The 19,834-nt window shown below is 74.0% G+C and carries 16 protein-coding genes and 1 riboswitch; of the genes, 4 read left to right on the top strand and 12 right to left on the bottom strand.

Annotated elements, in window-relative coordinates:
• Positions 1 to 56 precede the first annotated feature (56 nt).
• Entirely contained in the window at positions 57 to 338 is a 282-nt protein-coding gene (locus EDF38_RS12045; RefSeq protein WP_123356046.1) for a metallopeptidase family protein, read from the top strand.
• Here the strand turns inward: EDF38_RS12045 and EDF38_RS12040 are convergent.
• The 5 genes from EDF38_RS12040 to EDF38_RS12020 form a co-directional block, all read right to left on the bottom strand.
• Positions 335 to 931 carry a hypothetical protein gene (locus EDF38_RS12040; protein WP_123355620.1) on the bottom strand — a complete coding sequence of 199 codons (597 nt, stop codon included), beginning with the start codon at positions 929 to 931 and terminating at the stop codon, positions 335 to 337. The two genes, EDF38_RS12045 and EDF38_RS12040, sit on opposite strands and share 4 nt — an antisense overlap.
• Positions 924 to 1,718 carry an energy-coupling factor transporter transmembrane protein EcfT gene (locus EDF38_RS12035; RefSeq protein WP_123355619.1) on the bottom strand — a complete coding sequence of 265 codons (795 nt, stop codon included), beginning with the start codon at positions 1,716 to 1,718 and terminating at the stop codon, positions 924 to 926. The genes EDF38_RS12040 and EDF38_RS12035 overlap by 8 nt, the downstream gene beginning before the upstream one ends.
• Positions 1,715 to 3,205 (bottom strand): ABC transporter ATP-binding protein, encoded by a 1,491-nt coding sequence (locus tag EDF38_RS12030; RefSeq protein ID WP_123355618.1) that lies wholly within the window; start codon positions 3,203 to 3,205, stop codon positions 1,715 to 1,717. The genes EDF38_RS12035 and EDF38_RS12030 overlap by 4 nt, the downstream gene beginning before the upstream one ends.
• A 12-nt stretch (positions 3,206 to 3,217) precedes the next feature.
• Positions 3,218 to 3,877 (bottom strand): ECF transporter S component, encoded by a 660-nt coding sequence (locus tag EDF38_RS12025; RefSeq protein ID WP_233572414.1) that lies wholly within the window; start codon positions 3,875 to 3,877, stop codon positions 3,218 to 3,220.
• A riboswitch (TPP riboswitch) is annotated at positions 3,869 to 3,979 on the bottom strand. (Overlaps the previous gene by 9 nt.)
• Positions 3,980 to 4,016: 37 nt before the next feature.
• Entirely contained in the window at positions 4,017 to 4,964 is a 948-nt protein-coding gene (locus EDF38_RS12020; protein ID WP_370275628.1) for an NAD-dependent epimerase/dehydratase family protein, read from the bottom strand.
• A 159-nt stretch (positions 4,965 to 5,123) separates the two neighbouring features.
• On the opposite strand from EDF38_RS12020, the gene glgX reads away from it, so the two are divergent.
• The 3 genes from glgX to treZ all read left to right on the top strand — a co-directional run bounded on the left by glgX (position 5,124) and on the right by treZ (position 11,625).
• Complete coding sequence (glgX, locus tag EDF38_RS12015) at positions 5,124 to 7,322, top strand: glycogen debranching protein GlgX (RefSeq protein ID WP_123355616.1); 2,199 nt, start codon at positions 5,124 to 5,126, stop codon at positions 7,320 to 7,322.
• Entirely contained in the window at positions 7,319 to 9,760 is a 2,442-nt protein-coding gene (locus EDF38_RS12010) for a malto-oligosyltrehalose synthase (RefSeq protein ID WP_123355615.1), read from the top strand. Before glgX ends, EDF38_RS12010 begins: the two co-directional genes overlap by 4 nt.
• Positions 9,761 to 9,867: 107 nt before the next feature.
• Positions 9,868 to 11,625, top strand: coding sequence for a malto-oligosyltrehalose trehalohydrolase (treZ, locus tag EDF38_RS12005; protein ID WP_123355614.1), 1,758 nt, complete (start codon positions 9,868 to 9,870; stop codon positions 11,623 to 11,625).
• Between the two features lie 57 nt (positions 11,626 to 11,682).
• Here treZ and EDF38_RS12000 read toward each other — a convergent pair whose 3' ends face one another.
• The 7 genes from EDF38_RS12000 to EDF38_RS11970 form a co-directional block, all read right to left on the bottom strand.
• A complete protein-coding gene (locus EDF38_RS12000) occupies positions 11,683 to 12,234 on the bottom strand; it encodes a DUF805 domain-containing protein (RefSeq protein ID WP_123355613.1) in 552 nt (183 codons plus the stop codon).
• A 272-nt stretch (positions 12,235 to 12,506) separates the two neighbouring features.
• Positions 12,507 to 13,310, bottom strand: a complete 804-nt coding sequence (locus tag EDF38_RS11995; RefSeq protein WP_123355612.1) for a polyprenol monophosphomannose synthase — start codon at positions 13,308 to 13,310, stop codon at positions 12,507 to 12,509.
• A gap of 57 nt (positions 13,311 to 13,367) precedes the next feature.
• The gene (locus tag EDF38_RS11990; protein WP_123355611.1) at positions 13,368 to 14,051 is read right to left on the bottom strand and encodes a class F sortase; all 684 of its coding nucleotides are present in this window, start codon (positions 14,049 to 14,051) and stop codon (positions 13,368 to 13,370) included.
• Entirely contained in the window at positions 14,051 to 15,232 is a 1,182-nt protein-coding gene (locus tag EDF38_RS11985) for a glycosyl hydrolase family 8 (protein WP_123355610.1), read from the bottom strand. Before EDF38_RS11985 ends, EDF38_RS11990 begins: the two co-directional genes overlap by 1 nt.
• A gap of 143 nt (positions 15,233 to 15,375) precedes the next feature.
• On the bottom strand, positions 15,376 to 16,242 hold the full coding sequence (locus tag EDF38_RS11980; protein WP_123355609.1) for a DUF4397 domain-containing protein: 867 nt from the start codon (positions 16,240 to 16,242) through the stop codon (positions 15,376 to 15,378).
• A gap of 86 nt (positions 16,243 to 16,328) precedes the next feature.
• Entirely contained in the window at positions 16,329 to 18,323 is a 1,995-nt protein-coding gene (locus EDF38_RS11975; RefSeq protein WP_123355608.1) for a glycosyltransferase family 39 protein, read from the bottom strand.
• A complete protein-coding gene (locus EDF38_RS11970; RefSeq protein ID WP_233572413.1) occupies positions 18,320 to 19,834 on the bottom strand; it encodes a glycosyltransferase in 1,515 nt (504 codons plus the stop codon). Before EDF38_RS11970 ends, EDF38_RS11975 begins: the two co-directional genes overlap by 4 nt.

Genomic DNA, 19,834 nt, shown 5'->3' with positions numbered 1-19,834 from the left:
GCGCCGAGCGGTTCGACGAGCTCGTCGTCGCCGAGCTCGACGAGCTGCCCGACGACATGGTCGACGGCCTCGACAACGTCGTCTTCGTCACCGAGGACCGCCCCGAGGACGGATCCCTCGACCTGCTCGGCCTCTACGACGGCGTCGCACTCACCGAGCGCGGCACGTACGGCTTCGGCGAGCTGCCCGACCGCATCATCCTGTACCGCGAGCCGCACCTGGCGGCGGTCGACACCGAGGACGAGCTCCGCGACGAGATCCACGTCACGCTCGTCCACGAGATCGCCCACTTCTACGGCATCGACGACGCCCAGCTGCACGAGCTCGGCTGGGCCTAGGCGACCTCGACGACCACGTCGGCCAGCTCGCGCGGCCGCTCGACGGCCAGGTGCCGCGCCTCCTGCTCGGCCCAGACGTCCCACCACGGCTCGTAGCTCGCCCCGTCGCGGCCGAGGGCGCGGGCGCGGCGCACCTGAGCGTCGAGCTCGAGCCACACGGTCAGCGTCGCCAGGCACGAGGAGGCGCGGGTCAGCGACCCGGCGCCCTCGACGACCACCGAGACGGCCGGGTCGAGCCTCCGTCGCTCCCCCGGCGCCCCGCGGTCCCAGTCCCACGTCGTCCAGCCCGGGTCCGTCGCGGAGAGCAGCGACGACTCGACCACCCGCGACGCCGCCGCCAGCCCGTGCCAGCCGGGGTAGACGTCGTCGAGGTGGACGAGCTGCACGGGCCCGAGGTCGCGGGGCCAGGCCGCGACCAGGCGACCGGCGAGCGTCGTCTTGCCCGAGCCCGAGCGCCCGTCGACGAGCAGCACCACGCGGTCAGAGCCGACCCGCGCCTCCCGCGCCCGGGTGAGGAGGTCGGCGACGAGGTCGTCGCCGACCCGCGCCTCCCGCGCCCGGGTGAGGAGGTCGGCGACGAGGTCGTCAGGCAAGGACGAACTCCCACGTGCCGGCGAGCACGGCGGCGGTGATCGCCGCCGCGGCGACCGCGACCCCGATCGCGACGAGCACGACGTCGCGCGGCCCGACGGTCGACGGCCGGGCCCAGGTGCGGGGCGCGTCCGAGCCGAACCCCTTCGCCTCCATCGCCGTGGCGAGCTTGCTGCCGCGCCGCACCGAGAGCACGAGCAGCGAGAACGCCTGGCCGCCGAAGCGGCGCACGGCGCCGATCGGCCCGCCGCTGTCGGCCACGCCCCGGGCACGCCGGGCGAGGGCGAGCTGCCGCCAGTCGTCGGCGAAGAGGCCGACCAGCCGGAGCCCGGCCAGCCCGCCGAGAACGAAGCGCGCGGGCAGCCGCAGCACCTGGGCGAGCCCGTCGGCGAGGTCGGTCGGGTCGGTCGTCGCCAACAGCACGATGCCCGGGATCCCCACGGCCAGGATGCGCAGCCCGATCGCGAACGCGAGCGACACCGATCCCTCGGTGACGCTGATCCACCAGAACTGGGCGAGCACCGCGCCCTCGTCCCGCCCGTAGAGGACGGTCGCGACGATCGACAGCGGTGCCGCGAACCACAGCGGGGAGGTCCGCCGCAGGAGCTGGCGGGCGGTCAGGCCGGCCCACGGCAGCAGCAGGACCTCGAGGGCGAGGGCGACCCCCGCCGAGACCCAGTCGATGGACAAGAGCAGCGCGACCGCGAGCACGAGCGCGGCGAGCAGCTTCGCCACGGGGTTGACCCGGCCGACGACGCCGGGCGCGACGACCGGCGCGAGCACGCTCACGCGGCGACCGTCCGAGCGCCGGCGGGCAGCACGAGCCGGTCGTCGGCCAGGGCCTCGACGAACTCGGCGTCGTGGGTCACGGCCGCGACGGCGCTGCCCTCGTCGAGCAGCTCCGCCAGCAGCAGCACCAGCTCGCGCCAGGTGCGGGCGTCCTGCCCGAAGGTCGGCTCGTCGAGCACGAGGAGGCGCGGCCGCGTCGCGAGGACGGTCGCCACCGACAGCCGCCGCTTCTCGCCGCCCGACAGGGTGAACGGGTTCGCGAGGGCCAGGTGGTCGAGGCGCAGCCGCTCGAGGAGGTGGTCGACGCGGTCGGCGACCCGTGCGGGCGGCGCGCCCAGCGCCTCCGGCCCCACGGCGAGCTCGGCCCGCACCGTCGCGGTGAGGAACTGGTGCTCGGGGTCCTGGAAGACGGTGCCGACGCGGGTGAGGAGCTCGCGCGAGCGCCACCGCGACGGGGTCGGCCCGGCGTCGTCGGCGAGCTCGGGCGAGGCGACGAGGCTGCCGCCCGCGGTCGACAGGAGGCCCGCGAGGGTCAGGGCGAGGGTCGACTTGCCCGCCCCGTTCGGCCCGGTCACGGCCAGCGCCCGGCCCGACGAGACGGTCAGGTCGACGCCGGTCGCGACGGCCGGGCCGCGTCGCCCCCGCCGGCCGACCGCGAGGTCGTCGGCGGTGAGCAGGGTCGTCGCCGTCGTGCGGGTGCGCGGCGGGACGACGGGCGCGACCCCGGGCACCCAGACGCCGGCGGCCGTCAGCCGGTCGCGTTCCGCGACGAGCACGTCGTCGGGGTGCCCGTCGGCCAGCACTCCCCCTCCGGCGGCGAGCACGACGACCCGGTCGACGACGGGCGACCAGACCGAGACGCGGTGCTCGACGACGACGAGCGTGGCGCCGGTGCGGTCGAGGGCGCGGTGCACGCTGTCGCGCACCTCGACGACGCCGGCCGGGTCGAGCGAGGCGGTGGGCTCGTCGAGGAGGACGAGGCCCGGGCGCATCGCGAGGGCACCGGCGAGCGCGAGGCGCTGCTTCTGCCCGCCGCTCAGGGCCGACGTCGACGCCGACCGCGGCAGGTCGAGGCCGACGTCGTCGAGGGACTCGTCGACGCGCCGCCAGATCTCGTCGCGGGGCACGCCGAGGTTCTCGCAGCCGAAGGCGACGTCGTCGCCGACGCGGGCGAGCACGACCTGCGAGTCGGGGTCCTGCAGCACGAGGCCGACCCGCCCTCGCTGGTCGGCGGGGAGGCGGCCGTCGACGAGCAGCTCGCCGGTCGCGTCGCCCTCGTCGTCCCCGCCGAGGACCCCGGCGAGCCCCGCCAGCAGCGTCGACTTGCCCGCGCCCGAGGCGCCGAGCAGCAGCACGCGCTCTCCGGGCTCGACGACGAGGTCGAGGTCCGAGACCGCCGGCAGACGGCGACCGGCGTGCCGCCAGCCCCAGCCCCGGGCGTCCACGCGGGCGCCGCGGTCGCCGCGGTCGGCGGACCGGTCAGGCACGACGGGCGCGCCTCAGACGCGCACGTCGGCGCTGCGACCGGAGGCGAACCGCGACAGTGCGCCCGTCCGGGCGAGCCCCCGGGTGGCCAGCCACGACAGCAGGCCGGCCAGCACCACGCCCGACACGACGGCGCTGACGCCGTAGACGAGCTTGTACTCCGGCGCGAGGGCGGCGATCGAGTCGCTGAACGAGGTGTCGAGCAGGGCGACGGCGAGGCCGGCGGCCGCCCCCGAGAGCAGCGCGACGTGCAGCCGCCACGACGAGTAGAGGAAGAGCGCCAGCACGAGCTCGGCTCCGAGCCCCTGAACCACGCCCCAGATCAGCGTCGAGAACCCCCACTGCGTGCCGATGAGCATGGAGACCACCGCCGCCATGACCTCGGTGTAGAGCGCGGCGCCGGGCTTCCGCACGACGAGCCCGCCGAGCACGCCGGCGAAGAGCCAGCCCCCCGCGAGCAGCCCTGAGAGGCCCGGCGTGAAGGCCAGCAGGCCGCTCAGGGGGGTCCAGGCGATGCCCCAGGCCCAGAAGACGACGCCGCAGGCGACCCCGATGACGCTGGCGACGACGATGTCGACGACGCGCCAGCGACGCGACGGCCTCCTCGGCGAGGTGGCGGCGGGTCGCTCCTGGCGACCGGGGGTCGACCCGTTCGCGGACATGGTGACGGACATGTTCTCTCCTCCCTGCGCTGGCATGATCCAGATCAGGTTCGACGGTCGAAGCGTGGATCGCTTCCTCTCAGCCCGGCTCACCGGACTCCCGTGTGTGTGTGGGGCGAGCATACCTCCCGCTCGACCCTGCCCGCGCGGCTCAGCCGAGCGTGAGCTGCCCGTCGGCCCGCAGCCACTCGAGGCCCTCGACGACGGCCTCGACGGTCGTGTACCGGGGCGCGTAGCCGAGCAGCCGGCGGGCCTTGTCGATGCTCATCGAGTGGCTGCGCGACAGGTGCTCCCACGACGCGTCGGCGGACTCGGGGCTGCGCTGCGCACGGAACTCCTCGAACGAGGCGGGCCGCAGCCGCGCCTCCCGGCCGTAGTTGCGGGCGATCTGCTCGGCGAGGCCGCGCAGCGTGATCGCCCGCTCGCTGACGACGTGGAACGACTCGCCGACCGCCTGCGCCGGCCGCTCGACGGCCCGCTGGAAGGCCTGGGCGACGTCGTCGGCGTGCACGTGGTGCACGGTCTCGAGGCCGAGCCCCGGCATCACGACCTCGCGGCCCGCGGCGAGCGCCTCCCACACGTCGAGGTCGAGGTTGCCGACGGCGTTGATCATCGGCCAGCCCGGCCCGGTGATGTGTCCGGGGTGCAGCACCGTGCTCGGCACGCCGCCGGGGCGTCGCGACTCGGCGAGCAGGAAGGCCTCGATCTCGGCCTTCTGCGTGCCGTACTCGCCCTCGGGGGCGCGCCGCGCCTCCTCGGTGACGGGCACCTCGGCCGACGGGCCGTGCACCCAGATGGTGCCGCAGCTGACCAGCACCGTGCCGCTGCCCCGCAGCGCCTCGACGAGCGACCGGGCCGACGCGAGGGTGAAGCAGATCATGTCGACGACGACGTCGGCCCCGAGGGCGGCGACGGCGCGCCCGAACGAGCCGTCGGCGTCGCCCGCGTCGCGGTCGAGCCGCACGCGCTCGACGCTCGCCCACGCGGCGTGCGGCCGGTACGGCTCGGACGTGCCGCGGCTGACGGCGACGACGTCGTGGCCCGCCTGCACGAGCCGGGGCACGAGGTACCCGCCGACGTGCCCGGTGGCGCCGATCACGACGACCCTCACGAGGCCACCGCCACGAGGAGGCGCGGACCGGGGTCGAGGACTGCTGCCGTGGGCAGCGCTGCTGACGTCATGCCCCGACGGTAGGCGCGGCGGCCCTGCCGCGCCCGCTGCCCGTAGGCTGACGTGGTCCACGACCCGGAGGTCCGATTGCACACCTGGCCAGGCAACCCCTACCCGCTCGGAGCCACGTACGACGGCAGCGGCACCAACTTCGCGATCTTCAGCGAGGCGGCCACCAAGGTCGAGCTCTGCCTGTTCGACGCCGACGGCACCGAGACGAAGGTGCCGCTCACCGAGGTCGACGCCTACGTCTGGCACGCCTACCTGCCGACGGTGCAGCCCGGGCAGAAGTACGGCTACCGCGTGCACGGCGACTACGAGCCCGAGAACGGCTGCCGCGCGAACCCGAACAAGCTGCTGCTCGACCCCTACGCGAAGGCGACGAGCGGCGACATCGACTGGGACGAGGCGCTCTTCGCCTACCGGTTCGGCGACCCCGACTCGCGGAACGACGACGACAGCGCCCCGCACATGATGCTCGGCGTCGTCATCAACCCCTTCTTCGACTGGCAGGGCGACCGCGCCCCGAAGTACAGCTACGACGAGACCGTCATCTACGAGGCCCACGTCAAGGGGCTCACCGAGACGCACCCCGACATCCCCGAGGAGCAGCGCGGCACCTACGCCGGCGTCGCCCACCCGGCGATCATCGACCACCTGCAGAAGCTCGGCGTGACGACCCTCGAGCTCATGCCGGTGCACCAGTTCGTCCAGGACAACACCCTCCTCGAGAAGGGCCTCAGCAACTACTGGGGCTACAACACCATCGGCTTCTTCGCGCCGCACGCCGCCTACTCGGCCACGGGCGACACGGGACAGCAGGTGCAGGAGTTCAAGACGATGGTGCGGGTGCTGCACGAGGCCGGCATCGAGGTCATCATCGACGTCGTCTACAACCACACCGCGGAGGGCAACCACCTCGGCCCCACGCTGTCGTTCAAGGGCATCGACAACGGCGCGTACTACCGCCTGATGGAGGACGACCCCCGCTACTACCGCGACTACACCGGCACGGGCAACAGCCTCAACGTGCGGCACCCGCACTCGCTGCAGCTGATCATGGACAGCCTGCGGTACTGGGTGACCGAGATGCACGTCGACGGCTTCCGCTTCGACCTCGCCGCGGCCCTCGCCCGCGAGTTCTACGAGGTCGACCGGCTCTCGACCTTCTTCGAGCTCGTGCAGCAGGACCCGATCGTCTCGCAGGTGAAGCTCATCGCCGAGCCCTGGGACGTCGGGCCCGGCGGCTACCAGGTCGGCAACTTCCCCCCGCAGTGGACGGAGTGGAACGGGCAGTACCGCGACACCGTCCGCGACTTCTGGCGCGGCGAGCCCTCGACGCTCGGCGAGTTCGCGAGCCGCATCACGGGCTCGGCCGACCTCTACGAGCGCGACGGGCGTCGACCGGTCGCCAGCATCAACTTCGTGACCGCGCACGACGGCTTCACGATGCGCGACCTCGTCAGCTACGACGAGAAGCACAACGACGCCAACGGCGAGGGCGGCGCCGACGGCGAGAGCCACAACCGGTCGTGGAACTCCGGCGTCGAGGGCGAGACCGACGACCCCGCGATCAGGGCGCTCCGCGAGCAGCGCCAGCGCAGCTTCCTGGCGACGCTGCTGCTCAGCCAGGGCGTGCCGATGCTGCTGCACGGCGACGAGCTCGGGCGCACCCAGCGCGGCAACAACAACACCTACGCGCAGGACAGCGAGCTGAGCTGGGTCGACTGGGAGAACGCCGACCGCGACCTCGTCGAGTTCGTCGCCGAGGTCATCAAGCTGCGCCACGACCACCCGACCTTCCGACGCCAGCGCTACTTCAACGGCCGGCCCGTCACCCGCGGGGAGGGCGAGCCCCTGCCCGACATCGTCTGGCTGACGACCGAGGGCGACGCCATGCAGGAGGGCGAGTGGAACGAGTCGTACGCCAAGGCGATCGGCATGTTCCTCAACGGCGACGGCATCCGCGGCCGCGACCACCGCGGCGGCCGCATCACCGACGTCAACTTCGTCCTCTACTTCAACGCGAGCGCCGAGACGGTCACCTTCGTCCTGCCGCCCGACGAATACGCCGAGGGCTGGGAGGTCGTGGTCGACAGCACCGTGACGGCCCCGCCGCCGGCGCCGAGCGCCGCCCCCCGCACGCTGACCGCCACGCGGTCGGCCACCACCGTCCAGCCCCCCAGCACGCCGCAGGTCCCCGCGTCGCTGCTCGCCGGCGACCGGCTCCCCGTGGCGGGCCGCTCCCTGGTCGTCCTCCGAGCCACGGCCGAGGAGCAGTCTTGAGCACGTTCGACCACCCCCGTTCCACCTACCGCGTGCAGGTCAAGGCGGGCTTCGACCTGCACGCGGCCGCCGCGCTGGTGCCCTACCTCCGTGACCTCGGCGTCGACTGGGTCTACCTGTCGCCGGTGCTCGAGGCCGAGCCGGGCAGCGACCACGGCTACGACGTCGTCGACCACTCGCGGGTCGACCGCGACCGCGGCGGCGAGGCCGGCCTGCGGGCGCTCTCCGAGGCGGCCCACGGGCTCGGCCTCGGCGTTCTCGTCGACATCGTGCCGAACCACGTCGGCGTGGCCACCCCGAAGGCCAGCACCTGGTGGTGGGACCTGCTCACCCACGGCCGGGAGAGCCGGTACGCCGACGCCTTCGACGTCGACTGGGCCGCCGGCGGCGGCAAGGTGCTCGTGCCCGTGCTCGGCGAGCCCGCCGACGCCGACGGCCGCATCGAGGGCCTCGAGATCGTCGACGGCGAGCTGCACCACTACGACACCGCCTACCCGATCGCGCCGGGCACCCTCGGCGAGGGCGACGACGCGGCGACGGTGCACGCCCGCCAGGCCTACGAGCTGGTCCACTGGAAGCGCGCCGACACCGACCTCAACTACCGCCGCTTCTTCGCCGTGAACACCCTGGCCGGCATCCGCGTCGAGGAGCCCCGCGTCTTCGACGAGTCGCACGCCGAGATCGGTCGCTGGTTCCGCGAGGGGCTCGTCGACGGCCTCCGCGTCGACCACCCGGACGGCCTCGCCGACCCCAAGGGCTACCTCGACCGGCTCGCCGAGCTGACCGGCGGCGCCCACGTGCTCGTCGAGAAGATCCTCGAGGGCGACGAGCGCCTCCCGGAGGACTGGGCGACGGCCGGCACCACCGGCTACGACGCCCTCGCCGACCTCGACCGGGTCTTCGTCGACCCCCGCGGCGCGGGAGCGCTCGACCGGCTCGACGCGCGCCTCCGGGCCGACGCCGAGGCCTCCGGCCCGGCCGCCGACGAGGCCGAGGCGGCGGGCACGTCCGCCCCGGCGGCCCCGACCGGCGCGACGACCGACGCCGAGGCGACGGACCACGAGGCGCTCGACTGGCACGCCATGATCCTCGGCACCAAGCGGGGCATCGCCGACGGCATCCTCGGCAGCGAGATCCGCCGCCTCGCCCGCCTCGTCTCCGACGACGGCCGGGCCGACGACCGCGTCGTCGACGCCCTCGCCGAGCTCGCCGCCGCGTTCCCCGTCTACCGCAGCTACCTGCCCCAGGGGGCCGACCAGCTCGCCCGCGCGGCCGAGGTCGCGACCGAGCACCGCCCCGAGCTGGCCGACGTGATCGCCTCGGTGACCGCGGTGCTCGCCGACGAGGCGCACCCCGCCTCCGTCCGGTTCCAGCAGACCAGCGGCATGGTCATGGCCAAGGGCGTCGAGGACACGGCCTTCTACCGCTACAGCAGGCTCGCCACCCTGACCGAGGTCGGGGCCGACCCGGCCGAGTTCGCCCTCCTGCCGGCCGAGTTCCACGCCCGCCAGCAGGCCCGCCTCGCCGAGCGGCCCTTCGGCATGACGACCCTGTCGACGCACGACACGAAGCGGAGCGCCGACGTGCGCTCGCGCGTCAGCGTGCTGTCGGAGATCGCCGACGAGTGGAGCGCCACCCTCGAGCGACTGCGCGAGCTCGCCCCGATGGGCGACGGCCCGTTCGAGAACATCCTCTGGCAGAGCGTCGTCGGGGCCTGGCCCGCGTCGCGCGAGCGCCTGCACGACTACGCCGAGAAGGCGAGCCGCGAGGCCAGCACCTCGACCACGTGGACCGACCGCACCGCCGAGGCCGAGGCCTTCGAGGAGCGCATGCACGCCGCCGTCGACGCCGTCTTCGACGACGAGGAGGTGCGGCACGAGATCGAGCGCATCGTCGACGTCGTGCGCGCCCCCGGCATGAGCAACGCGCTCGGGCTCGCGCTGCTGCAGCTGACCGGGCCCGGCAGCCCCGACGTCTACCAGGGCGGCGAGCTGTGGGACCGCTCGCTCGTCGACCCCGACAACCGCCGCGAGGTCGACTACGACGAGCGTCGCCGCCACCTCGAGGCCGTCCGTGGCGGGGCGACCCCGGCCGTCGACGAGACGGGCGCGGCCAAGCTGCTCGTGACGCATCGCGCGCTCGAGCTGCGCGGCGACCGCCCCGAGCTCTTCACCCGCTACGCGCCCCTGCCGGTGTTCGGCGAGCAGGCCGACTCGGCGATCGCCGCCGACCGGGGCGGCGCCCTCGTCGTCGCGACCCGCCTGCCCGTCTCCCTCGAGCAGGCCGGCGGCTGGGGCGACACCGTCGTGCTGACCCAGGGCCGCCGCTGGCGCGACGTGCTCACCGGGCGCACCCACCGGGGCGGCGACCTGCGCCTCGCCGAGCTGCTCGACACGTACCCCGTCGCACTGCTCGTCCCGGCGGACGACCAGGACTAGCACCCCGCCGCACGACTACCGTCGACCCCCTGCGGGTCGGCGGTCGTCGTCGTGCCCACGGCGCTGCACCCCGAGAACCCGAACCCCACCACTCCCCGAGGAGACCGATGAGCGTCTACGACGTCTGGGCACCCACCGCGACCACCGTGCGACTGCACCTCGACGGCGAGGTGCTGCCGCTGGAGCACGAGGCCTCCACGGGGTGGTGGCGCGCCCCCGCCGACCTCGACCGGGGGCCCGGCCACCGCTACGGGTTCCTGCTCGACGACGGCGAGACGCCGCTGCCCGACCCGCGCTCGCGGCGCCAGCCCGACGGGGTGCACGGCCTCAGCGAGACCTGGGACGGCGACGCGTTCGACTGGACCGACGCCTCCTGGACGGGTCGTCAGCTCGCCGGCTCGGTCGTCTACGAGCTGCACCTCGGCACCTTCACCCCGGGAGGCACGCTCGACTCGGCGATCGAGAAGCTGCCGCACCTCGTCGGGCTCGGCGTCGACCTCGTCGAGCTGCTGCCGGTGAACGGCGTCAACGGCCGCTGGAACTGGGGCTACGACGGGGTCGACTGGTTCACGGTGACGGACGCCTACGGCGGGCCGGACGCCTACCAGCGCTTCGTCGACGCCGCGCACGCCGCCGGCCTCGGCGTCGTGCAGGACGTCGTCTACAACCACCTCGGCCCCTCGGGCAACTACCTGCCCGCCTACGGTCCGTACCTGTCGAGCAAGCACGCGAACACGTGGGGCGACAACGTCAACCTCGACGACGAGGGCTCGCACGAGGTGCGCGAGCTCATCCTCGACAACGCCCTGATGTGGTTCGAACGGTTCCACGTCGACGCGCTCCGGCTCGACGCCGTGCACGCGCTCGTCGACGACAGCCCGGTGCACCTGCTGCAGGAGATGGGCGAGCGCACCGCGGCCCTCAGCGCCCACCTCGGTCGGCCGCTGACGCTGATCGCCGAGAGCGACATGAACGACGCCCGCCTCGTCACGCCTCGCGACGGCGGCGGCTTCGGCCCCGAGCACCGCCAGGGCTACGGCCTCGACGGCCAGTGGAGCGACGACTTCCACCACGCGCTGCACGTCGCCCTCACCGGCGAGACGAACAGCTGGTACGCCGACTTCGCGTCGCTCGACTCGCTGGCCAAGGTCGTGACGAAGGGCTTCTTCCACGACGGCACCTGGTCGTCGTTCCGCGAGGCCGACCACGGCCAGCCCGTCGACACCGCCCACATGCCGACCTGGCGCCTCGTCGTGGCGAACCAGAACCACGACCAGATCGGCAACCGCGCCGTCGGCGACCGCCTCGCGGCGACCCTCGACGACGGTCAGCTGCAGATCGCCGCCGCGATGACGCTGACCTCGCCCTTCACGCCGATGCTCTTCATGGGCGAGGAGTGGGCGGCGTCGACCCCGTGGCAGTTCTTCACGTCGCACCCGGAGAAGGACCTCGGGGAGGCCACCGCGAAGGGCCGCATCGCCGAGTTCGCGAAGTCGGGCTGGGACGAGTCGGTCGTCCCCGACCCGCAGGACCCGTCGACGTTCCAGAACTCGAAGCTCGACTGGTCTGAGCTCGCGACGGGCCGCCACGCGACCCTGCTCGAGGCCTACCGGCGGCTCACCGCCCTCCGCCGGGCCGAGCCCGAGCTGACCGACCCGCGCTTCGGCACGACCTCGGTCGAGCACGACGCCGAGGCCGGCTGGTTCGTCATGACCCGCGGCACGATCCGGGTGGCCGTGAACTTCGGGACGCAGGAGGCGCGGCTCGCCGTGCCCTCCGCCTCCGTGCTGTTCGCCAGCGACGGGTCGATCGAGGCCGGGGAGGCGCTCGTCCTGCCCCCGCACTCGGTCGCGATCGTCCGCTGACCGAGGGCGGGGCCGGCCGCCGCGGCGACCTGCCCCTCCCTCGCGTCGCTGCCGCGGCTACAGGCGCGGGCGGTCGAACCGGGCGCCGGCCGCCTTCGCGGGCAGCAGGCTCATGACGAAGGGCACGATGCCGCCGAGCGGGACGAGCGTCAGCAGGATGAAGTTGCGGTTGAAGCCGGCGTCCTGCAGGCGACGGGCCAGGACGGCGTAGCTCGGGAAGATCGTGCCCAGCACGACCAGCAGCCCCAGCACGACGAGCACGGCCGGCGCGAGGCTGTCGCCTGCGCCGCTCAGCGACACCGCGAGGTACGTGGCGCCGAGGAGCGCGTACACGACGACGTTCTGCAGGCCCACGGCCCACCAGTACTCGCTCAGGCTCGCGCGCCCGGTGAAGTCGCGGTACTTGCGGAAGAAGCGGCCGAGCGCCTGGCCGGGGGTCGCGCCGTAGAGGGGCTCCCAGAGGGGCACGTCGGCGTCGTCGGGAGCGCGGAACGGCTCGTGGTGGCCGGCGGGCGGCGAGGCCGGGGCGACGGGGCGGACGACGGCCGGGACGACGCCGGCGGCGGGGCCGTAGGGCGACTGACCGAACGGTGACGTGGTGACGGTCATCAGGTGTCCTCTCGTCCGATCGATGCGTGCGCATGAGCCGGTGTCCTCACTTTAGAGGACACACGCCTCCGCGCCACGTCCCCAGAACGAGGGCCGCTCACCTCTGGTGGCGCGGTGGGCGGCACGGCGAGCGGCACGGCGGGCGGCCGCCGACGCCGATGTGCGTCGACGCCGCCGCCGACGTGGAGGCCCGCAGCCCGGTCTGACCTTCCGGGCTCCGGGCCCCCGTCGGGAGGCCGGGCTCGTCGGACGAGCCCGGCGGTCGGGGGGGCCTAGTGCGTCGTCAGGGTGCGCGCGGGACGCACGCGGTGCGACGAGGCGCGGACGCTCGGCAGGCGGCGGTGGCGGACGACCAGCTCGACGAGGGCCCGGCCGCGGCGTCGGAGGCCCCAGAGGGTCACCTTCGTCAGCGACTCGCGCACGATCGAGCCGCTCATCTTCGAGGTGCCGTGCACGCGCTCGGTGAAGGTGATCGGCGTCTCGACGACGCGGAGCCCGGCCTGCAGGGCCCGCCAGAGCAGGTCGACCTGGAAGCAGTATCCGCGCGACTCGACCTGCTCGAGGTCGATGCGGCGGAGAGCGCTCGAGCGGAAGGCGCGGTAGCCGCCGGTGGTGTCGGCGACGCTGATGCCGAGGGCGCCGCGGGTGTACCAGCTGCCGCCCCGGCTCAGCAGCTCGCGGTGCAGCGGCCAGTTCTCGACCGCGCCGCCCGGCACCCAGCGCGAGCCGAGCACGAGGTCGTTGTCGGCGAGCAGCTCGATCATCTCGGGCAGGTACTCGGGGTGGTGCGAGCCGTCGGCGTCCATCTCGACGAGCGCGTCGTAGCCGCGCGCCAGGCCCCAGTCGAAGCCGGCGAGGTAGGCCGCGCCGAGGCCTGCCTTCTCGGTGCGGTGCAGGACGTGCACGCGGTCGTCGCGGGCGGCGTAGGCGTCGGCGAGCGCGCCCGTGCCGTCGGGCGAGCCGTCGTCGACGACCAGGACGTCGGCGCGGGCGCCGGAGGCGAGGACGCGGCCGACGATCCAGTCGAGGTTGTCGCGCTCGTTGTAGGTGGGGATGATGACGAGGGTCTCGTTCACGGAGCAGTCCTTCCGGGGGGGTGCGGTGTCGGGTGGGGTGCCGGCGGGGGCGACCGGTCAGACGACCAGGTCGGCGAAGACGATCAGGTTGTCGTCGTAGTGGCCCGTCGACGTGTCGAAGCGGCCGTCGCAGGTGATGAGGCGGAGCGACGGCGTCGGGCTCGACCCGTAGACGTCGGAGGTGGGGAAGGCGGCCTTCGCGGCCCGCTCGCTGCCGGTGACGCGGAAGGTCTCGACGGAGCCGGTGGACAGGGTGACGAGCACCTCGTCGCCCGGCGCGAGGTCGGCCAGGTCGACGAACACCGCGGGGCCGGTCGACGAGTCGATGTGGCCGGCGATGATCGCGGGCCCCACTCCCCCGGGCACGACGCCGCCGGCGTACCAGCCGGCCGACTCCCAGGCCGTCGGCGGGTCGAGCTCGCCCGCCGCGCCGATGCCGAGGTCTTCGAGACCCGAGTCGACGCCGATGGACGGGATCTGCACGCGGGTCGGGACGGCACCCGCCGGAGGCGCGGTGTACGACGGCGCCGCCGGGTCCTGGAAGCCGTCCGCCGCCGCCGATCCCGGGGTGCCGGTCGTCGACGGTGCGGCCTCGCCCGGGGCGTCGCCCGCGGCCTCGACGGACCGGTCGGGCGTCGCGGCGACGGCCGCCACGGCGACCCCGCCGACGAGCACCACGAGGGCGGCGCCGAGGGCGATCGCGGCCCGCTTGTGGGCGGAGAGCCAGCTGGTGACCGGCATCAGCCCTCCACCTCCATCGGGCTGCAGGCCCCGAGGCCGGTGGTCTCGAGCTGCAGGGCTCCGAGGGCGGCCCAGGCCGAGCCGTAGTACGTGGGGGTGCTCGTCGAGAGCTGGTCGGCGGTCCGGAGGTCGGCCTCGGCCGCCGTGGGGTCGCCGGCGCTCGCGTGGGCCGCGGCGCGGGCGACGTAGGCCAGCGGGCTCTGGTCCTTCCCGACGGCCTGGCCGCCGAGGTCGAGCTGCATGGGCAGCTCGCCGTAGCGGGACAGCACGGGGGCGAGGCGGGCGGCGAGCGCCACGTCGGCCGGCTGGCACGACTCGGCGTACCGGAGCGCCAGGCGGCCCGCGTCGTAGCTGTACTGCACGGTGCCCGACGAGCCGTCGGCGCTCGGCAGGGGCACGACGCTGCCGTCGACCTGCACCTGCGCCCAGTCGCTCGGCAGCGCGGTCGAGTCGAGCACGGCCGTGGTCACGGCGCGGGAGCCCGCGGCGAGCTCGTCCCAGCGGGGGTCCCCGCTCGCCTCGCCGAGCTGCTCGAAGCTGGCCGGCGACGCGTAGGAGGGGTTGTACGACCAGGGGCCGGGGCCCTGCGCCCAGAGGCCGGGCAGCAGGACGAGGCCGTCGGGCACGGGCGCGGTCATGGTGTCGAGCACGACCGAGCCGAGCTCGACGCCCTGGGCGGTCCACTCTGGCCGGTCGAACGCGTCGCCGGCCACGACGAGGGCCCGGGCGGCGTCGACGTCGGCGTCGCTGGCGGGGCCGTCGTCGACGACCGCGCCGTCGTCCCACTGCCAGGCGAGCAGGCCGTCGGGCCGCACGAGGTTGTCCTCGGTCCACTGCCAGATCGAGTCGAAGGAGCGCTCGTCGCCGACGGCCGCCGCGACGAGCATGCCGTAGGCCTGCCCCTCGCTCACGGTGTCGTCGCCCTGGTCGCGTCGGACGACGCGGCCGTCGTCGTCGACCCAGTCGGCGAGGAAGTCCTCGCCGATCTCCGTCGCGGTGCGGCCCGCCGAGGCGGACGGGTCGATGCCGGGGTCGGTGGTCTCGCCGGTGTCGGTGCCGGTCGGCCGGGCCTGGTCGGCGCGGTCGCCGAACGGTCCGACGACGAGCGAGGCGATGCCCGCCGTGACGGCCAGGGCCGCCACGACCACGGCTGCGAGCAGCAGCGTCGTCTTCTTCGTCATGTCGTCAGTTCCCTCGCTGGGTGTGGGGGTCGGGGAGGCGCGGCGCGCGCACGGCGCAGCCCGCGCCTCCTCGTCGGTCCGGTCGGTGGACCGGGTCGGTCGGTCGGCCCCGCCGTCGCTCGACGGGGGGCCGGCGAGCCGGGTCAGGCGATGCCGAACCAGCCGCGGACGGTGGCCCAGAAGCCGGTGTCGGCCTCGTCGGACGGGTGCTCGGCGAGGTAGCCGCCGCCGGTCTGCACGCCGCCGACGGGCGTCTGCGCGGTCGCGGCGCTGTCGACGACGGGCACGACGGTGAGGCCGCCGGTCGAGTTGTCGAGCACGAACAGCGTCGAGATGCTGCCCGCCGCGAGGTCGACCTTCGCCGACCCGTCGACGCTGTCGCCGGTCAGCTCGAGGTCCCAGGGACCGGCCGCGACGCTGGCGTAGCCGGTCGCGCTGCCGAAGGTCGCGCCGTCGGCGATGGTGGTGCCGGTGCTCGTCGCGACGTCGACCGTCTTCGTGACGGTCGCGGCCTGCACGAGGCGGATCTTCGCCTGGCCGGCGGCGGGCGCGGTCAGGTCGTCCTTGAACACCTGCGTGCGCAGCTGGTCGCTCTGGCCGTACGCGACGACCGTCACGGGCTGGCCGCTCTCGACGTTCACGTTCGCGCTGATGACGGGCGCCATGTTCGTGGTGGCGTCGGCCGCGGTCATCGACACGATGTACGTGCCGGACGGCAGCGCCTGGTACGGGCTGACCTGGCCGTAGGTGACGTCGTCGAGGTCCATGACGACCTGGCCGCCGGAGAGCGCGGTGAGCGTCACGTCGACGGCCTTCGTGTCGGGCGAGAGGTGCCCGACGCGCACCCAGCCGTCGCCCTCGGCGGCGTGCGCCGGGGCGCCTCCGACGAGGGCGGCGGCGACGGCGGCGACCGTGGCGGCGGTGAGCGCGAGCGTCGTCGTGAGGCGACGACGCCCGGAGGTCCGGGGCGCGGAGGCGCGGGGTGCGGTGGTGCTGGTGGCGTGGGCCATGGTGGTTCCTTTCCGGTCGGGACCCGCCCCGGGGGGCGGACGGTGAGGAGGGGCGGGGCGCGTCGGGCGACGCGCCCCGTGTGACGTCAGTCCAGCACGCCCGAGGGGGCGATGGCCGACCAGGTGAGGAGGAGGCCGTCGCCGGACTCCGTGACCGACTCGGGGGCGAAGGTCGCCCCGAGGCCGTCGACGTAGCCGCGGAGGTCGGCCGTGCTCTGGCCGTCCTGCGGCGTGACGAGGAACTGCCGGTAGACGTTCTCGGCCTCGCCCGGCAGCGCGTCGGGGTCGGCGACCGAGATCGCACCGCCCGTCGCGAGCTGTCCGAGGCCGATCACGGCGCGGCTGTCGACGCGGCCGTCGGCCAGGGCCTGACGGAAGGTGTCGGAGACGGCGAGCGCCGGGTTCTGCGCCAGCTGGCTGCCGGCGGCGGAGCGGGCCGCCGCGGCGGCGTCGGCGTCCGCCGACGCCTGGGCGGCGCCGTCGGGGTGGATCTGCCGCACGGCCACCTCCTGGTCGCCCTCGCCGAACGTGGCGACGACGGTGGAGTTGTCGAGCGCGGCGCGGATGTCCGCCGAGCTCGAGCCCGAGGTGCGGACCGACTCCGTCGTGATGATGAAGTCGGAGTCGCGCCAGCCGTTCGGCGACTGCGCCTCGACGGCGCCGTCGGTGTCGATCTTGTAGAACCAGACGACGTTGTCGCGGGCGAACCCGTCGTCGACGAGGTCGACCCACATGGCGTCGTCCACGAGCAGCCGGCTGTCCTTCGGCACGTTGTCGGCCACCCAGTTCTCGGCGTTCCGCATGGGGGCGTCGAGGTCGGACAGGAAGAAGCCGCGCAGCTGCGTCGTCCAGAGCGGGACGGCGGCGACGACGGCGGCCGTCGCGAGCGCCAGCCAGACGACCGACCCGCCGCGGGCGGCGAGGGTCCCCGCGCGCCCGGCCCGGCGGGCGCGGGCCGCGGTGACGGCCGCGCTGCTGACCGCGGCGATCAGCAGGGCCGCGAAAGGCAGCAGCATGATCACGTAGGGCACCGGCAGGTAGCCGCCCGGGCGGAACATGAACGCGATGAGGAAGACCATCATGGCCGCGAAGGGCCGCACTCGGCGGAGGAAGAGGCCGACCACGCTCGCCAGCGTGCCGAGCACGATGAGCACCTGGTCGAGCTGCCACCACTGCGAGACCGTCGCGAAGAACAGGCTGCCGGTGTCGAGCACCGACCCGCTCGACGCACGGGTGCCGAGCTGGAAGGTCACGCCCTCCAGCAGGCTCACGCGTCCGGCGCCGGGCAGGAGTTCGCCCTTGACCGCCGCGAGGGCGACGTAGCCGAGGCCGACGAGCACGAGCAGGCTCGCGGCGATCGACAGCGTGTAGCGACGGGTGCTCTTGTCGGCGTTGCGGATCATCACCCAGGCCAGGAACGGCAGGGCCAGCAGGTACGTCTCCTTCGACAGGACGGCGATGCCGAACGTCGCCGCCGAGGCGGCGAAGCCGGCCAGCTGGTACCGCTTGCTGAGCGCGAGCAGGAACGCGGCCAGCAGCCACGGCGTCGCCACGTTGTCGAGGTACACCGTGCGGTGGAACTGCACGGCGAGGGGAGACACGGCGAAGACCAGGGCGGCGACCGAGGCGGCCGCGCGGCCCAGCCCGACCTTGCGGGCGAGCAGCCAGAGCAGGGCGACCCCGACGACGGTGAAGGCCACCATCGCCTCGCGGGCGGCGAGCACGGCGATGTCGTACCGGCCGAAGGCGCCGGTCAGGGCCGTGTAGGCCGAGATCTGCAGCCAGCCCACGGGTGGGTGGTCGTACCAGTACGTGTAGTGGGCGAGCTCGCCGAGGTTCTGCACGGCCCAGGCCTGGGCCGTGTAGGTGCCCTCGTCGTCGATGCGCTGCGGCGAGCCGGCCATGTTGAGGGCCTGCACGACGGCGGCGATCGCGAGCACGGGCAGCAGCCAGGCGAGCGAGGCGCCGTGGCGGCGGAGCCAGTCGCCGACGGGCGAGCCCTGGCGGGCCGGCTCCGGCGCGTGGGTGCGGGGGACGGAGGGGCGCGTCTCGATGGTCGGACGCTCGAGCGTGGCGCTCATCGGTCGCCTCCCGAGAGGACGTAGTCGTGGCTGGGCTGCTCGGTCGCGAGGGGCGGCGAGGCGGGGGCGACCGACGCGGCGCCGGCCGGGACGGCCTCCGCCGGACGGTGGGTGCCCGAGTGCTCCGTCTTCTCCCACGCGTTCATGCCGCGCAGCTGGCGCCAGACGGCACGCACCGCGGCGAGGGCGAGGAAGATCTGGTAGGGCAGCAGGCCCCAGACGAGCCGGAAGTAGTCGCGGGCGCGCACCTTCTGGTCGTAGGTCTGGCCGAACTCGCGCAGCCCGGTGAACTCGACCGCGAGGAGCACGAGCGTCGGGGCCAGCGGGACGAACGACACGAGCGCGATGGCCGTCGGCACCTTCACGGTGAGGATGAGGATCACCGAGACGGGGATCAGGAGGCCGGTGGCCGCCTGGATGAAGGGCATGGTCAGCAGGTAGCGGGCCATCATGCGCTGGCGCAGCGTCGGCAGCTGCTTCCACTCCCCCTTGCCGTAGACCTGCATGAAGCCCTGGTTCCAGCGGGTGCGCTGCTTGAGCAGCGAGACGAAGGTGCCGGGGGTCTCCTCGCGGGTGACGACCTCGGGGCTGTAGGCGACGACGACCTTCGCGCCGGCGCTCGACAGGCGGACGCCGAGCTCGCAGTCCTCGGCGAGGCAGGAGGCGTCCCAGCCCTCGGACCAGTCGAGCCACTCCTTGCGGACGAACACGGTGTTGCCGCCGAGCGGGATGAACTTCTCCTTCGCGTGGAAGTGCAGGCGCGACCGGAACCAGAAGTAGTACTCGAGCACGTTGCGGAGGCTCCACCAGCTCGACTGGAAGTTCATCAGCTGGACGCCGCCCTGCACCACGTCGGCGTCGGTCTCGGTGAACCGCGAGTCGACGAGCGTCAGCAGGCGGGGGTGCACGTCGTCCTCGGCGTCGAACACGCCGACGATCTCGCCGCGCGAGGTCTGCAGCGCCAGGTTCAGTGCCTTCGGCTTGTTCTTCGGCACGCTCGAGTCGACGATCACGCGGATCAGCTCGGGGTGGCGGGCCGCGGCCTCGCGGGCGACCCGCTCGGTGCCGGGGTCGTCGTGGCCGACGATCGCGATGATCTCGAAGTCGGGGTGGTCCTGCTGCGCGAGGCGGTCGAGGGTCTGGCCCATGACCTCCTCCTCGTGGCGACCGGGCACCAGCAGCGTGAACGAGTGCGCGGGGTCGAGCGGCGCGTCGCTGAACTGGCTGCCCTCGAGGTCGTCCTTCGAGCGCCAGGCGTGCAGCATCCACGAGAGGGTCGAGACGGCGACGGCCGTCAGCAGGATCGTCACGACGATCAGGGCCGAGTAGCCGATCCACTCGAGCGGGGTCCAGTCGGGCAGCTGGAAGCCGGCGATGGCGTCGCCGGTCGAGGTGCTGCCCCGGTTGGGGACGATGTCTGCGGGGCTCGCGGGGGCCTGGGGCGTGAGCAGGGGTGCGGGCTCACCAGCGGCCACCAGGGGGTTCGTGAGGGGCGTCGGGTCAGTCGACAC

It is taken from the genome of Frigoribacterium sp. PhB160, from assembly GCF_003751785.1.
GTDB lineage: Bacteria > Actinomycetota > Actinomycetes > Actinomycetales > Microbacteriaceae > Frigoribacterium.
The sequence above is the reverse complement of the archived record's forward strand: the minus strand, read 5'-3'. Positions and strand labels throughout refer to the sequence as shown.

Bases quoted from the DNA above. Each gene is read 5' to 3' on its own strand.
- EDF38_RS12045 (WP_123356046.1), top strand. From the start codon at position 57: ATGGTCGACGGCCTCGACAACGTCGTCTTCGTCACCGAGGACCGCCCC.
- EDF38_RS12025 (WP_233572414.1), bottom strand. From the start codon at position 3,877: ATGTCCGTCACCATGTCCGCGAACGGGTCGACCCCCGGTCGCCAGGAG.
- treZ (WP_123355614.1), top strand. From the start codon at position 9,868: ATGAGCGTCTACGACGTCTGGGCACCCACCGCGACCACCGTGCGACTG.
- EDF38_RS12000 (WP_123355613.1), bottom strand. From the start codon at position 12,234: ATGACCGTCACCACGTCACCGTTCGGTCAGTCGCCCTACGGCCCCGCC.
- EDF38_RS11990 (WP_123355611.1), bottom strand. From the start codon at position 14,051: ATGCCGGTCACCAGCTGGCTCTCCGCCCACAAGCGGGCCGCGATCGCC.
- EDF38_RS11985 (WP_123355610.1), bottom strand. From the start codon at position 15,232: ATGACGAAGAAGACGACGCTGCTGCTCGCAGCCGTGGTCGTGGCGGCC.
- EDF38_RS11980 (WP_123355609.1), bottom strand. From the start codon at position 16,242: ATGGCCCACGCCACCAGCACCACCGCACCCCGCGCCTCCGCGCCCCGG.
- EDF38_RS11975 (WP_123355608.1), bottom strand. From the start codon at position 18,323: ATGAGCGCCACGCTCGAGCGTCCGACCATCGAGACGCGCCCCTCCGTC.